Genomic DNA, 13617 nt, shown 5'->3' with positions numbered 1-13617 from the left:
TCATGCCCGGGCTTGTCCCGGGCATCCACGTTCTTTGTGTTGCGAGGCGAGGCGTGGATGGCCGGGACAACCCGGCCACGACGGTGTGGCTCACGCCTCGATATCCAGCGCACAGTCGAAATTCGGCGCCGAATGTGTCAGCGCGCCGGATGAGACGTAGTCGACGCCGGTCGCCGCGATGGCCGCGATCGAGTCCAGCGTGACGCCGCCGGATGCCTCCAGCTCGAGGCGCCCCTCGTTGAGCCGCACCGCCTCGCGCAGCGTCGCAAGGTCCATGTTGTCGAGCAGCACGGCATCGGCGAGCCCGGTGCCGAGCACCTCGCGCAATTGCGCGAGCGTATCGACCTCGATCTCGATCTTGACGAGATGACCGGCATGGGCGCGGGCGCGCTCCAGCACCGCACCGATGCCGCCGGCGACCGCGATGTGGTTGTCCTTGATCAGGATCGCATCGTCGAGCCCGAAGCGGTGGTTGAAGCCGCCGCCGCAGCGCACGGCGTATTTCTCCAGCGCACGCAATCCCGGCGTGGTCTTGCGCGTGCAGCAGATGCGCATTGTCGTGCCTTCGGTCTGCGCGACGTAGTCGGCCGTGAGCGTCGCGACGCCCGACAGCCGGCCGACGAAATTCAACGCGGTCCGCTCCGCCGTGAGGATGGCGCGCGCCGGGCCCGTGATCGTCAGCACGTGCTGGCCGCGGGCAACCCGTGCGGCGTCGCGGACATGCGCGCGCACGTCGATGTCGGGCGAGAGCTTTTGCAGCGTCGCCAGCGCCAGCGGCAGGCCGGCGATCACGCCGGACTGGCGGGCGACCAGGACGGCCTGCGCCTTGGTCGCCTCCGGGATCGTCGCAAGCGAGGTGATGTCGCCGGCGCGGCCGAGATCCTCGTCGAGCGCGCGATGCACGGCCTCGTCGATCGCAAGCGGCGACAGGAAGGCGTCGGGATAGAGCAGTGACGTCGGGGTGATCATGGGGAACTCCATCAGGCGATCATCGGTCGGGCGGTGCGTGGCAGCGGACGCTCGCTCAGGCGCTCCGCGATCTCACGTGCCTCCGTGAGCGTCGTCATCGTTCTCTGTGCCAGCGTGGGGACATCCGCCGGATGGTCGGAGCGGAAATGCGCGCCGCGGCTTTCGCGCCGCCTCCACGCGGAAGCCGCGACGAGCAGGGCTGATGCCGCCATGTTGCGGAGAGCGATGCTTGCGGGCCCGCGTTCGACTGCGGCGAAGTTGCGCACGGCCTCCGCAAGCCCATCACTGTTGCGGATCACGCCGACATGCGCGCTCATCATCGTTCGCAACCGCTTCACGTCGGCAGCGTCCGGCGTGCCGCCGCGCGACGTCACCAACGCATCGGGAAGGCGGGCAGGTGAGGGGATCGCGCGGCCGGCGATGTCGTCGGCGATGCGGGCGGCGTAGACCACGGCCTCCAGCAGCGAATTCGACGCCAGCCGGTTGGCGCCATGCGCGCCGGTGGAGGACACTTCGCCGCCGGCCCAGAGCCCGTCGATCGAGCTGCGGCCGCGCTCGTCCACCGCGATACCGCCCATGTGGTAATGCGCGGCCGGCGCGATCGGGATGGCCTGCGTGGCGGGATCGATGCCGGCCGCGATGCAGCTTGCATGCACGGTCGGAAATTTGTCGGCGAAGCGTGTGCCGAGCGCCTGCCGGGCATCGAGGAAGGCGCCGCGGCCGGCCGCGATCTCGGCGAATACGCCGCGCGCCACGATGTCGCGCGGCGCGAGCTCTGCGAGCGGATGGAGCGCCGTCATGAAACGTTCGCCATCGCCGTTGATCAGCGTCGCGCCTTCGCCGCGCAGCGCCTCCGTTGCCAGCGGCGCCGGATCGCGGCCGACCATGATGGCGGTGGGGTGGAACTGCACGAACTCGGGATCGGCGATCACGGCGCCGGCGCGCGCGGCGATCGCAAGGCCGGAGCCGCTGGCCTCAGTCGGGTTGGTGGTGACGGCATAGAGATGGCCGAGGCCACCGGTCGCCAGCACCACCGCGCGAGAGGCAAGCAGGAGCGGACGTGCAGCGGGATTGCCGGCCTCGCGCAATTGAATACCCGTGACCGCGCCGTCCTCGGTCAACAGCGCTTCGGCGACGAGACCTTCGATCAGTCGGATCGACGGCGTGCGGCGCACGGCCTCGCTCAGCGCCGCAATGATCGCGGCTCCGGCCCCGTCGCCGCGCACATGCACGATGCGCCGCGCCGAATGCGCGGCCTCGCGGCCGACCGCGAGCTGGCCTTCGAGGTCGCGGTCGAACGGCACGCCATAGGCGAGCAGGTCATGGATTCGTGGCGCGGCCTCGCGCGCGATCCCGAGTGCGACCGCCTCGTCGACAAGACCGCCGCCGACGGCGATGGTGTCAGCGGCGTGCGCCTCCGGGCTATCGCCTTCAGCCACGGCCGCTGCGATGCCGCCTTGCGCCCATGCGGACGACGCGCCCTGTCCGAGCGGGGCGGCCGAGATCAGCGTTACCGGCCGCGGCGCGAGCTTCAGTGCACAAAAGAGTCCGGCGAGGCCACCGCCGACGATGACGACGTCATCGGTGCTGCGGGTGAGATTGTGGATGTTGTCTTGCATGCTTCACTCTCAATTCTTCAGATTGATCATCCGCTCGACCGAGCGCCGCGCGCGTTCCGCGAGCGCGGGGTCGATCGTGACCTGCTCGCCAAGCGTGAGCAGGCTGTCCAGAATGTTGGCGAGCGTGATGCGCTTCATGTGCGGGCAGAGATTGCAGGGGCGAAGCATCTCCACATCAGGCAGCTCGGCGCGGACATTGTCGGCCATCGAGCATTCCGTGATCATGACGAGTCGCCGCGGCCGCCGCTCGCGCACCCAGTTGATCATGTGCGCGGTCGAGCCGGTGAAGTCGGCTTCCGCCAGCACATCAGGCGGACATTCGGGATGCGCGATGATCTGCACCGACGGGTCGGCCTCGCGATAGGCGCGCAGCTCCTCGCCGGTAAAGCGTTCGTGCACCTCGCAGGCACCCTTCCAGGCGATGATCTTCACGTCGGTCTTCGAGGCGACATACGTTGCAAGGTAGCGATCGGGCAGGAAGATCACGGTCGGTGCGTTCAGGCTCTCGACCACTTGCACCGCGTTCGACGAGGTGCAGCAGATGTCGACCTCCGCCTTCACCTCTGCGGAGGTGTTGACATAGGCGACGACCGGTACGCCCGGAAATTTTTCGCGGAGCAGGCGAACGTCCGCGCCCGTGATGCTGTCCGCGAGCGAGCAGCCGGCGCGGCTATCCGGGATCAGCACCATCTTGTCCGGGTTGAGCAGCTTTGACGTCTCCGCCATGAAGTGCACGCCGCATTGCACGATGATGTCGGCCTTCACCTTGGTTGCTTCGACCGCGAGCTGAAGCGAGTCGCCGCCGATGTCGGCGACGCAATGAAAGATCTCCGGCGCCTGATAGTTGTGCGCGAGGATGACCGCGCCCCGGGCCTGCTTCAGCTCGTTGATTGCCTTGATCGTCGGCGCCATCAGCGGCCACTCGATCGGGGGGATCACGTGCTTCACGCGCTCATAGAGCGGCGCAGTGGCCCGCTCGACGTCCGCAGTCCATTCCAGTGAGGGCTTCGGCAGCGCGGGGCCGGTTCGCGCTGCTATGGCGCGCGGAGGGGCGGGGACTTGGCCCTGCGGCCGGTTGGCAAAGTCGTCGGGGCCGTAAATTCCAGTGATGGGCATCGAAGCCTCCCGTGAATGCTAATTATGCTCAATGCGAGTATATATAGGGTCTGAGAAATCCGGCCGAGAGGGCCGGTGGGTTTCGCTAGAGCTCACATATACTCAATCTGAGTAAATCAAAGATAACACGCGCCCGAGCTGGCCGCTAGCCCCGGCCGCACACATTCCCGTCAAATCGCGCTCGGCGCGTCGGAGAGGGCCGCGATGGGCAGCCCTTCGTGGAACGCAATCATTTTTGACTTGGGATCTTCATGCATCTGCATTAAACGCGTGACTCGCGGTTGCCTATCCCGGATCCGCCAGTGACTGATGAGGAACCCATGTCCACTCAAGCGGGCGAACTCGGTCCGGACTCGCGTTCCTCCTCCTGGCGCACCCCGGCGATCATCATTCTCTGCGGCTGTGCGATCGGCATGCTCGGCTTCGGGCCGCGCTCGGCGCTCGGGTTCTTCGTGCAGCCGATGAGCCACGAATTCGCCTGGGGCCGCGACGTGTTCGGTCTCGCGATCGCTTTCCAGAATTTGCTGTGGGGATTGGGCCAGCCCCTTGCCGGCGCCGTCGCCGATCGCTTCGGCCTATTCCGGGTGATGTGCGTCGGCGCGCTGCTTTACGCCGGCGGCCTATTGCTGATGCGCTATTCCTCGACGCCGCTGTCGCTGAATCTCGGCGCGGGCGTCATGGTCGGCTTCGGTCTCGCCGGCTGTTCGTTCAACTTGGTGCTGTCGGCCTTCACCAAGCTGTTGCCGGCGGAGAAGCGCGGCCTTGCGCTCGGTGCCGGCACTGCGGCGGGCTCGTTCGGCCAATTCCTGTTCGCGCCGATCGGCGTCGCACTGATCGACAATTTCGGCTGGCAGCAGGCGCTCACCGTGTTCGGCTTCCTGATGCTGCTGATCATCCCGTTGTCGCTGGCGCTCTCGACGCCGCCGGTCGCAACCACGGCCAACGCGGCGCCGGCGGATGAGCAGACCTTTACGAAAGCGCTCGCCGAAGCCTTCGGCCATCGCTCCTATGTGTTGCTGGTGCTCGGCTTCTTCACCTGCGGCTTCCAGCTCGCCTTCATCACCGTGCATCTGCCGGCGTTCCTGGTCGATCGCGGCATCTCGACTCAAACCGGCGGCTGGGTGATCGCGGCGATCGGCCTGTTCAACATCATGGGATCGCTGAGCGTCGGCTATCTCCAGAACTCGCTGCCGAAGCGCTACATCCTCTCCGCGATCTATTTCACGCGCGCGCTTGCGACGCTCGCCTTCATCTCGTTCCCGATCACGCCGTTCTCGGCGATCGCATTCGGCGCGGTCTCCGGTCTGACCTGGCTGTCGACGGTGCCGCCGACCTCGGCGCTAGTGGCGCTGATGTTCGGCACGCGCTGGCTCGCCACGCTCTATGGCTTTGCCTTCGTCAGCCATCAGGTCGGCGGCTTCCTCGGCGTCTGGCTCGGCGGCATCGTGTTCGAAAAGTTCGGTTCCTATACGCCGATCTGGTGGCTCTCGATCCTGTTCGGCGTGCTCTCCGCGCTGATCAATCTTCCGATCGTGGAGAAACCGGTTCAGCGAGCGGTTGCGCAGCCTGCCTGATCGGCTAAACATCCCCTGAAACAAGTCCAGGGAGTTCAGTCGTGGCCACATTCAAGGCGATCCGGATCGACAAGGCGGACAAGGGCACCACCGCCGCACTCACGCAGTTCGACGACGCCGAACTGATGGACGGTGATGTCACGGTCCGCGTGGAATGGTCGACGCTGAACTACAAGGACGGCCTCGCGCTCACCGGCAAGGCGCCGGTGGTGCGCCGCTTCCCGATGATCGCCGGCATCGATTTCGCCGGCACGGTTGAAACCTCCGCCCATCCGCAATGGAAGGCGGGCGACAAGGTCGTCTGCACCGGTTGGGGCATGGGCGAGACCCATCTCGGCGCCTATGCCGAGAAGGCGCGGGTCAAGGGCGACTGGCTGGTCGCCTTGCCGCAGGGCCTGTCGGCGCGTGACGCCATGGCGATCGGCACCGCCGGCTTCACCGCGATGCTGTCTGTGCTGGCGCTGGAGAAGCACGGCCTGTCGCCGAAGAGCGGCCCTGTGGTGGTGACGGGCGCGGCCGGCGGCGTCGGCTCGGTCGCCACCGCCGTGCTCTCGAAGCTCGGTTATCACGTCATCGCCTCGACCGGCCGCGCCTCGGAAGCCGACTATTTGAAAGAGATCGGTGCGGCCGAGATCATCGACCGCAATGAATTGTCGGCGGCGGCCAAGCCCCTCGCCAAGGAGCGCTGGGCCGGCGGCGTCGACAGCGTCGGCTCGACCACGCTCGCGAATCTCCTGTCGATGACGAAGTATGGCGGCGCGGTCGCGGCGTGCGGCCTGGCGGCCGGCATGGACCTGCCGTCTTCTGTCGCACCCTTCATTTTGCGCGGGGTGTGCCTTCTCGGCATCGATTCCGTGATGTGCCCGATCGAGCCGCGGAAAGCCGCCTGGCAGCGTCTGGCCTCGGATCTGGATCGGACAAAACTATCTGAAATTACTCATGAAATTCCGCTCGAGGAAGTTTCGGAATGGGGCGCGAAAATCCTTGCCGGCCAGGTCCGCGGCCGCATCGTGGTAAAAATTGTCTAACGGCGTTCAGACTTTACCAACCAAGCTGCTTCAATGTTGCCTTGGTTAGTATGGTAAGCAGCGGGTAAAGAGATAAGGCATCGCCCGCGCTGGGGTTGGTTCGGAGTTGAGCATGCTTGCGCGTATTGTGTTGGGGGCTGTCACGGCGGCAGCGACGTTTGCGCCGGCCATTGCAGGAAGCATGAACGCCGACGAGGCGCGCCGCTTCGTTGCCGGTAAGGTGTTCGCCTTCACTTGTTTCGACGGCACCCGCGGCGCAGGCCGCATCCTGGACGATCTCGGCGCCGCCGGCGCGGTGCAGTTCTCGGGCGCAGGCCCGGTGAAGCATCTCCGCCTGCCCGGCAACACGCTCCAGATCCGTGGGCAGAACGTTTGCGCCTCGATCAAGGGCATTCCGTTCGAGCCCTGTTTCAACCTGGAAAAGACCGACGATCGCAGCTTCCGCGGCTCGGTGTCGGGCATGGGCTTCGCCTATTGCGACTTCCACCACCAGGGCGGCAATCAGATGCTGATGGCCCGCGCCGTGGCGCGTCCGCGTTCGCTGCGCTCTTCGGAGCGCACCGGTTCGGTCGCTGCGTCCAACACTGAAGTCGCCGCGCGCGTCGAGACGCCGCGTGTCGAGAGCAGCCGGCTCGAGCCGGTGAAGTCCGAAGCCAAATCGGAGCCAGCCAGGAACGACGCTCCGCTGGAATTGCGCCGCTCGACCCAGTGAGCTGGCTGCGCGGGACCGCCCGCGCATTTTGTCGTTGAAAATATTCATCGGTCACCAAGCCGCCGCGCCGTAGTCATACGGACGGCGGCTTTCATGCCTTGGTAGCGACTCGCGTCCCAGTTTGCGCAGGGCCGGGGGGTGCAAGGATTCTACGATGTCGTTGTATTTCTTTCGCATCAGCACCGGTCGTTATTCCGGCGCCGCCGACCAGCCGTACGAGTTCGAGGATCGCGCCGCCGCCTGGGCCGAGATGAGCGAGGTCTGCGCCAACCTGCTCGGCAGCATCGCGCGCAACCTGAAGCCGAACGCGAAGTGGAGCATGGAGCTGCTCGACGAGAACAAGAAGCCGGTCTTCCGCGTCAGCCTGGTCGGTGAGACCGTGTGCTGATGACCGCGAACGGGCAACCGTTAACGGACGCCAGCGCGTGCAAATCCGCGAGTTCCGTTTCATTGCACGTGAAAAGTGCGCAACTGCAGTAGTTTAAGCACGATTTCAGTATTTCTACCCAGGCTGCCGCGGCCACCCTTAACGTTAATGAGTAACCTCGCGGTTAGCCTTCCCGGACTGTTCACGCGCGTCGGCGCGGCAATGCGTATCCGGGGATTATGTCGATGATGTTCATTCAGAACCTGCGAATTGGCACCAAGCTCGCTGTGACCTCGGCACTCACCATCGCGCTCGTCGCGCTGATGATCGTCCTCCAGATGAACGGCGACGCTGCGGTTCAGAAGCTCAGCAATGGGGCATCGGGGCAGCAGTCGATCGCGCAAAGCGCCGCGGAAGCCAAAGCGTCGGTCCGCGGGATGCAGATCGGCATTCGTGACATCCTGAGCTCCACGTCGCCGGCCGAGTTGCAGAAGGCCGTCACCTATTTCAACGATCGGCAGACCGCGGCCCTGAAATTCGCGGACGAGATGGCGAAGCTGTCGCGCTCGCCGGAGAATCACAAGCGGATCGACCGCCTGGTCGTGTTGGTCGGCAATTTCAGCAAGGGGCAACAGCAGATCGAAGCGATCCGCAAGCAGGAGCTCGCCCTGAGCGCGAAGAAGGACGGCGAGGCGGCAGCACCGCTCGCAAAGCTCGTGGCCGAGGTCGACCGCATCCGCAAGGAGATGCTGGCGCCGATCAACGAAGAGATATCGGAGCTGACCAACGAGATCATCAACTTTGCCAAGCAGAAGAGTTCCGAAGCCCGCGCCGAAGCCGAAGCTGAGGCCGCGTCCGTCGCGCGGACCTCGTTCGTCGCCGGCGTGCTGGTCGCGCTGGTTCTGATCGGGGCGTGCATCTTCTCCGTCTTCAGCATTGCGCGGCCCATGCGCGCATTGACGGCGGCGATGGAGAAGCTCGCCGGCGGCGATTTCTCCGTGGTGCTGCCGGGCCTCGGCCGCAAGGACGAGGTCGGCGAAGTCGCCGGTGCCGTCGAAAAATTCAAGATCGTGTCCGAACAGAAGGCGCGGGAGGACGCGGAAGCCAAGTCGCGGCAGGATCAGCTCGCGGCCGAGCAGCGCAAGTCCGAGATGCGCAAGCTCGCCGACAGCTTCGAAGGCGCCGTCGGCGAGATCGTCGGTACGGTGTCGTCGGCTTCCACGGAGCTTGAAGCATCCGCCACCACGCTCACCTCGACCGCGGAGCGCACGCAGCAGCTCACCACCGTGGTCGCGGCGGCTTCCGAAGAGGCCTCCACCAACGTGCAGTCGGTGGCGTCGGCAACGGAGGAGCTGTCGTCGTCGATCACCGAGATCAGCCGCCAGGTGCAGGAATCTGCGCGCGTCGCCAGCGAGGCGGTCGGCCAGGCCCGCACCACGACCGACCGTGTCAGCGAACTGTCGAAGGCGGCGACGCGGATCGGCGACGTCGTGGAACTGATCAACACCATCGCCGGCCAGACTAATCTGCTGGCGCTCAACGCCACGATCGAGGCCGCGCGCGCCGGCGAAGCGGGCCGCGGATTTGCCGTGGTCGCCTCCGAAGTCAAGGCGCTCGCCGAGCAGACCGCGAAGGCGACCGGCGAGATCGGCCAGCAGATCGCCAGCATTCAGGCCGCGACCGAGCATTCGGTCGGCGCCATCAGGGACATCAGCGACACCATCGAGAAGCTGTCGGAGATCTCCTCGGCGATCGCGGCTGCGGTCGAAGAGCAGGGCGCCGCGACGCAGGAAATCTCTCGCAACGTGCAGCAGGCCGCGGAAGGCACCCATCAAGTGTCGTCCAACATCACCGACGTGCAGCGCGGCGCAAGCGAGACCGGCTCGGCGTCCTCGCAGGTGTTGGCGGCGGCGCAGTCGCTGTCCGGCGACAGCAATCGCCTCAAGCTCGAAGTCGGCAAGTTCCTGGGTACCGTTCGCGCGGCCTGACCAAAACCGCAGGGAGAGCCTTGCTCCCTGCGCAACTCTCGGAATGCAAGAGCGGCGTCGATCGCGGTGAAAGCTCCGTGTTTCTACGGCAAACGTGGTTAAGGGAAGCGGAATGGTTTTGGACGAAGTTCATGGGAATTCAGCCGCTTGAGCGGCAACGTCCATAAAGGGTTCCAGTCATGCATTTTCTCGGCCGCTTCCGCATCCTGAGCAAGATCCTCGGGATCGTCCTCCTGCTGTGCGGGATCGGTGCCGCGATCGCCTGGATTGGCGTCTCCGCCCTCAGCGATCTCAGCGAAAAGGCCGACGTGATGTCGACCGCGGCCAAGCGGGCCTTGCTCGCCGCGCGCGCCAACCAGAACGTCATCGCGCTGAACCGCGCTGAATTCCGCAGTGCGCTCGATCCGCGTGACGACAATCGCCTCGCCGCGCGTGATGTCATCAACGCCCAGCTCAAGCAGTATCAGGAGCGTTTCGACGAGGTCAGCCAGACCCCGGACGAGAAGGCCAAGACGCTGCTCCCGGGCGTGCGCGAGGCGTTCTCGGCCTACAAGAGCCAGATGGACACGACGCTCGCGGCCGTCGATGCCGAGAAGTCGGCGAAGCTCAGCGACAGCGCAGACAAGCTGCGCGACATCGCGATGAAGAGCAGGACCGCTGCGGAGAACCTTCAAGGCAAGATCCGCGAACTCGCCGATCGGCTGAATACGCGCGTCGAGGAGAAGAGCAAGGAAGCGCGCGAGCAGTATGAATCGACGTCACGCTTCCTGATCATCCTCGCAGGCCTCGGTGTCGTCATCGGCGGCGCGTTGGGCTTCATCATCGGTCAGTACGGCATCGCGCGGCCGATCCGCATGATCGTCGGTGTGCTCCAGGAGCTTGCCGCCGGCCGCTATCAGGTCGAGATCGCCGGCCTTGATCGCAAGGACGAGGTCGGCGAAGTCGCCAAGACCGCGGAAGTGTTCCGGGAGAACGGCCTTGCCAAGATTCGGATGGAAGCCGAGCAGAAGGAGATGGAGCAGCGCAGCGCGGCGCAGCGTCGCCAGGACATGCTCCGGCTTGCCGATCAGTTTGAAACCGCGGTCGGCGAGGTGATCGAGACCGTGAGCTCGGCCTCGACCGAGCTCGAGGCTTCCGCGACGACGCTGACCTCGACCGCGGAGCACGCGCAGCAGCTCGCGACCGTGGTCGCTTCGGCCTCTGAGGAAGCCTCCGCCAACGTGCAGTCGGTGGCCTCGGCAACGGAAGAGCTGTCGTCGTCGATCACCGAGATCAGCCGCCAGGTGCAGGAATCCGCGCGCGTGGCGAGCGAAGCCGTCGGCCAGGCCCGCACCACGACCGAACGTGTCAGCGAACTGTCGAAGGCGGCAACGCGGATCGGCGACGTCGTCGAGCTGATCAACACCATCGCCGGCCAGACCAACCTGCTGGCGCTCAACGCCACGATCGAGGCTGCGCGTGCCGGCGAAGCTGGCCGTGGCTTCGCCGTCGTCGCTTCCGAAGTGAAGGCGCTTGCCGAGCAGACCGCGAAGGCGACCGGCGAGATCGGCCAGCAGATTTCCGGCATCCAGTCTGCTACCCAGGAGTCGGTCGGCGCCATCAAGGACATCAGCGACACCATCGAACGCCTGTCGGAGATCTCTTCGGCGATCGCGGCGGCGGTGGAGGAGCAGGGCGCGGCGACGCAGGAAATCTCCCGCAACGTGCAACAGGCGGCGGAAGGCACCCATCAAGTGTCGTCCAACATCACCGACGTGCAGCGCGGCGCGAGCGAGACCGGCTCGGCGTCGTCGCAGGTGCTTTCGGCTGCGCAGTCGCTGTCCGGCGACAGCAACCGCCTCAAGCTCGAGGTCGGCAAGTTCCTCACCACGGTGCGCGCCGCCTGAGGGCGCCCGTCCTCACCCATCATTCGCCGATTGCAACCGCCGCGCGAGGACGCGTGGCGGTTCGCATGCGTCCACAGCCGATGCCGCGGTGAGAAGGTCTGCACGGTTAACCTTCCGGAAAACCGATGCAGTCATGATCTCGCAATATTCGGGTGCCGAGTCGCCCTCCCTGTATTGCGTATCGAACGTATCGGAGCACATTCAATGAGCGGCTTCTCCATTCGCCTCACCCACAAGGTCATGGCGATCGGACTCTTCGGCCTTGTCGGCCTCGTCGTCTTCGGCGCGATCTACGAGATCGGCAGCCTCTCTCAGGACGCCTCCCGCACCGTTGCCAACCGCGCCCGCGCGATCGCTGACCTCAACAAGCAGCTCACGATCGAGATGCTGGAGGCGCGCCGCAACGAGAAGAATTTTCAGCAGCGTCGCAACGAAAGCTACGCCAAGGCCCATGCCGAGCTGATGGGACCGATCAACCGCGATTTCGACCAGGTCGAGCGGTTGATGGCGGCCGGCGGCATGAGCGCGCTGTCCGACAAGACCAGGCAGGCACATGACGGCTTCAAACGCTATGCCGAGGATTTCAAGGCGCTTGTCGTGGCCGAGACCAGACTCGGGCTGAACGAGACGCTTGGCCTGTCCGGCTCGCTCCGCGCCGCCGTGCACGACATCGAGGTGAAGCTCAAGGAGATCGACGATCCCAGGACGACGAGCTGGATGCTGATGATGCGCCGGCACGAGAAGGACTTCATGCTGCGGCGCGACCCCAAATACATCGCCGAGGTGAAGAAGGCCGCGATCGAATTCTCCAAGGCGATCGAGGTGGTCGCAGTCCCGACGGCGGTGATGAACGACATCACGGCCAAGCTCCAGAAGTACCAGTCCGAGTTCGCGGCCTGGGCCGAGACCGCGCAGCAGAGCGCTGCGCTGGACGCCAGCATGATGAAGACGTTCCGCGAGCTCGAACCCTCCATGGTCGAGGTGCGAACCGCCGTCGACGCCATGTACAAGCAGGCCGACGCCGCGGAAGCCGCAACGCGCGATGCCGTGCGCCTGTGGATGATGATCGCCTTCGCGCTCACCGTCGTCGTGCTCGCCGTGGTCGGCTTCGTGCTGGGGCGCTCGATCTCGAAGGCATTGTCCGGCATGGTCGGCGCGATGACGCGGCTGGCGCGCGGCGAGCTTTCGATCTCCGTCCCCGGCGTCGGGCGCAAGGACGAGATTGGCGAGATGGCCGGTGCGGTCGAGGTGTTCAGGACCAACATGGCGGAGGCCGAGCGGCTGCGTGCGGAGCAGGCCGAGGCTGACGCGCGCGGGCGCGAACGGCGCAAGGCGGACATGCACCGCCTCGCCGACGGGTTTGAAGGCGCGGTCGGCGAGATCATCGACACGGTGTCGTCGGCGGCAACCGAGCTCGAGGCGTCCTCCAATACGCTGACCCAGGCCGCCGAGCGCGGCAACGGGCTCGCCACGGCGGTGGCGGCGGCCTCGGAGGAGGCGTCCGCGAACGTGCAGTCGGTGTCGTCCGCGAGCGAGGAGATGACCACATCGATCTCGGAGATCAGCCGCCAGGTGCAGGAATCGGCCCGCGTCGCCGACGTCGCGGTGGAGCAGGCCCAGCGCACCAACGCGCGCGTCGCGGAGCTGACCAAGGCGGCAGGGCGTATCGGCGACGTGGTCGAGCTGATCAACACGATCGCCAGCCAGACCAATCTGCTGGCGCTGAATGCCACGATCGAGGCGGCACGTGCGGGCGAGGCCGGCAAGGGCTTCGCGGTGGTCGCGACCGAAGTCAAGGCGCTCGCTGAGCAGACCGCGAAGGCCACGGGCGAGATCAGCCAGCACATCGGCGCGATCCAGACCGCGACGCAGGATTCGGTCGGTGCGATCAAGGAGATCGGCGACACCATCGCGCGGATGTCGGAAATTTCCTCGGCCATCGCCGCAGCGGTGGAGGAGCAGGGCGCCGCGACGCAGGAGATCTCCCGCAACATCCAGCATGCCGCGCACGGCACCTCGGAGGTCTCCGCCAATATCGGCAACGTCCAGCGCGGCGCAGGCGAGACCGGGGCTGCGTCGGCCCAGGTGCATTCGGCAGCACAATCGCTGTCTCAGGAGAGCAACCGGCTTAAGAGCGAGGTCGCGCGCTTCCTGGAGTCGGTCCGGGCGGCCTGAGGTCGTCAGTTGCTCCGTTCGAGCCGCGCATCGCGGTGCGCCGGTGTGGCGTCGCGCGATGTCTGCTGCGCTGCAACCAATAATTGCGGAACATATAACGGCGGCGACAGCGAATTCCGTAGTTTCACGTAGGTTCCTGTTAACGCCTGTTTGCAACTATGAGCGCAATCTTACGGGATAAAA

At 65.7% G+C, this 13617-nt stretch carries 10 protein-coding genes; 7 read left to right on the top strand and 3 right to left on the bottom strand.

From position 1 onward, the window contains the following. Positions 1–90: 90 nt before the first annotated feature. The 3 genes from nadC to nadA are packed head-to-tail and all read right to left on the bottom strand — an operon-like array spanning position 91 to position 3704. Entirely contained in the window at positions 91–969 is an 879-nt protein-coding gene (gene nadC / locus AB7531_RS34335) for a carboxylating nicotinate-nucleotide diphosphorylase (RefSeq protein WP_063986625.1), read from the bottom strand. 11 nt (positions 970–980) lie between these two features. Then, positions 981–2588 (bottom strand): L-aspartate oxidase, encoded by a 1608-nt coding sequence (locus AB7531_RS34330; protein WP_063985099.1) that lies wholly within the window; start codon positions 2586–2588, stop codon positions 981–983. 9 nt (positions 2589–2597) lie between these two features. Then, on the bottom strand, positions 2598–3704 hold the full coding sequence (gene nadA, locus AB7531_RS34325; protein ID WP_063985098.1) for a quinolinate synthase NadA: 1107 nt from the start codon (positions 3702–3704) through the stop codon (positions 2598–2600). Positions 3705–4024: 320 nt separating this feature from the next. Between nadA and AB7531_RS34320 the strand changes: the two genes are divergently transcribed. From AB7531_RS34320 to AB7531_RS34290, 7 genes are all read left to right on the top strand, one after another. Beyond that, positions 4025–5278 (top strand): MFS transporter, encoded by a 1254-nt coding sequence (locus tag AB7531_RS34320; RefSeq protein ID WP_063985097.1) that lies wholly within the window; start codon positions 4025–4027, stop codon positions 5276–5278. A gap of 41 nt (positions 5279–5319) precedes the next feature. Continuing rightward, the gene (gene acuI / locus AB7531_RS34315; RefSeq protein ID WP_063985096.1) at positions 5320–6306 is read left to right on the top strand and encodes an acrylyl-CoA reductase (NADPH); all 987 of its coding nucleotides are present in this window, start codon (positions 5320–5322) and stop codon (positions 6304–6306) included. A gap of 112 nt (positions 6307–6418) precedes the next feature. Then, on the top strand, positions 6419–7018 hold the full coding sequence (locus AB7531_RS34310) for a hypothetical protein (protein WP_063985095.1): 600 nt from the start codon (positions 6419–6421) through the stop codon (positions 7016–7018). A gap of 154 nt (positions 7019–7172) precedes the next feature. Then, positions 7173–7406 (top strand): DUF6894 family protein, encoded by a 234-nt coding sequence (locus AB7531_RS34305; RefSeq protein ID WP_028152150.1) that lies wholly within the window; start codon positions 7173–7175, stop codon positions 7404–7406. Between the two features lie 224 nt (positions 7407–7630). Continuing rightward, a complete protein-coding gene (locus AB7531_RS34300) occupies positions 7631–9373 on the top strand; it encodes a methyl-accepting chemotaxis protein (RefSeq protein WP_063986624.1) in 1743 nt (580 codons plus the stop codon). Between the two features lie 179 nt (positions 9374–9552). Then, the gene (locus AB7531_RS34295; protein WP_063985094.1) at positions 9553–11259 is read left to right on the top strand and encodes a methyl-accepting chemotaxis protein; all 1707 of its coding nucleotides are present in this window, start codon (positions 9553–9555) and stop codon (positions 11257–11259) included. A gap of 204 nt (positions 11260–11463) precedes the next feature. Beyond that, entirely contained in the window at positions 11464–13434 is a 1971-nt protein-coding gene (locus tag AB7531_RS34290; RefSeq protein ID WP_063985093.1) for a methyl-accepting chemotaxis protein, read from the top strand. The last annotated feature ends 183 nt before the right edge of the window (positions 13435–13617 follow it).

The organism is Bradyrhizobium sp. 63_E2_N1_3, from assembly GCF_052076005.1.
In the GTDB taxonomy this organism is placed as follows: Bacteria; Pseudomonadota; Alphaproteobacteria; order Rhizobiales; family Xanthobacteraceae; genus Bradyrhizobium; species Bradyrhizobium barranii.
This window is presented reverse-complemented; position numbering and strand designations above follow the sequence as displayed.

Coding starts and splice junctions, on each gene's coding strand:
- AB7531_RS34290 (WP_063985093.1), top strand. CDS start 11,464: ATGAGCGGCTTCTCCATTCGCCTCACCCACAAGGTCATGGCGATCGGA.
- AB7531_RS34330 (WP_063985099.1), bottom strand. CDS start 2,588: ATGCAAGACAACATCCACAATCTCACCCGCAGCACCGATGACGTCGTC.
- AB7531_RS34305 (WP_028152150.1), top strand. CDS start 7,173: ATGTCGTTGTATTTCTTTCGCATCAGCACCGGTCGTTATTCCGGCGCC.
- AB7531_RS34310 (WP_063985095.1), top strand. CDS start 6,419: ATGCTTGCGCGTATTGTGTTGGGGGCTGTCACGGCGGCAGCGACGTTT.
- nadA (WP_063985098.1), bottom strand. CDS start 3,704: ATGCCCATCACTGGAATTTACGGCCCCGACGACTTTGCCAACCGGCCG.
- nadC (WP_063986625.1), bottom strand. CDS start 969: ATGATCACCCCGACGTCACTGCTCTATCCCGACGCCTTCCTGTCGCCG.
- AB7531_RS34295 (WP_063985094.1), top strand. CDS start 9,553: ATGCATTTTCTCGGCCGCTTCCGCATCCTGAGCAAGATCCTCGGGATC.
- AB7531_RS34300 (WP_063986624.1), top strand. CDS start 7,631: ATGATGTTCATTCAGAACCTGCGAATTGGCACCAAGCTCGCTGTGACC.
- AB7531_RS34320 (WP_063985097.1), top strand. CDS start 4,025: ATGTCCACTCAAGCGGGCGAACTCGGTCCGGACTCGCGTTCCTCCTCC.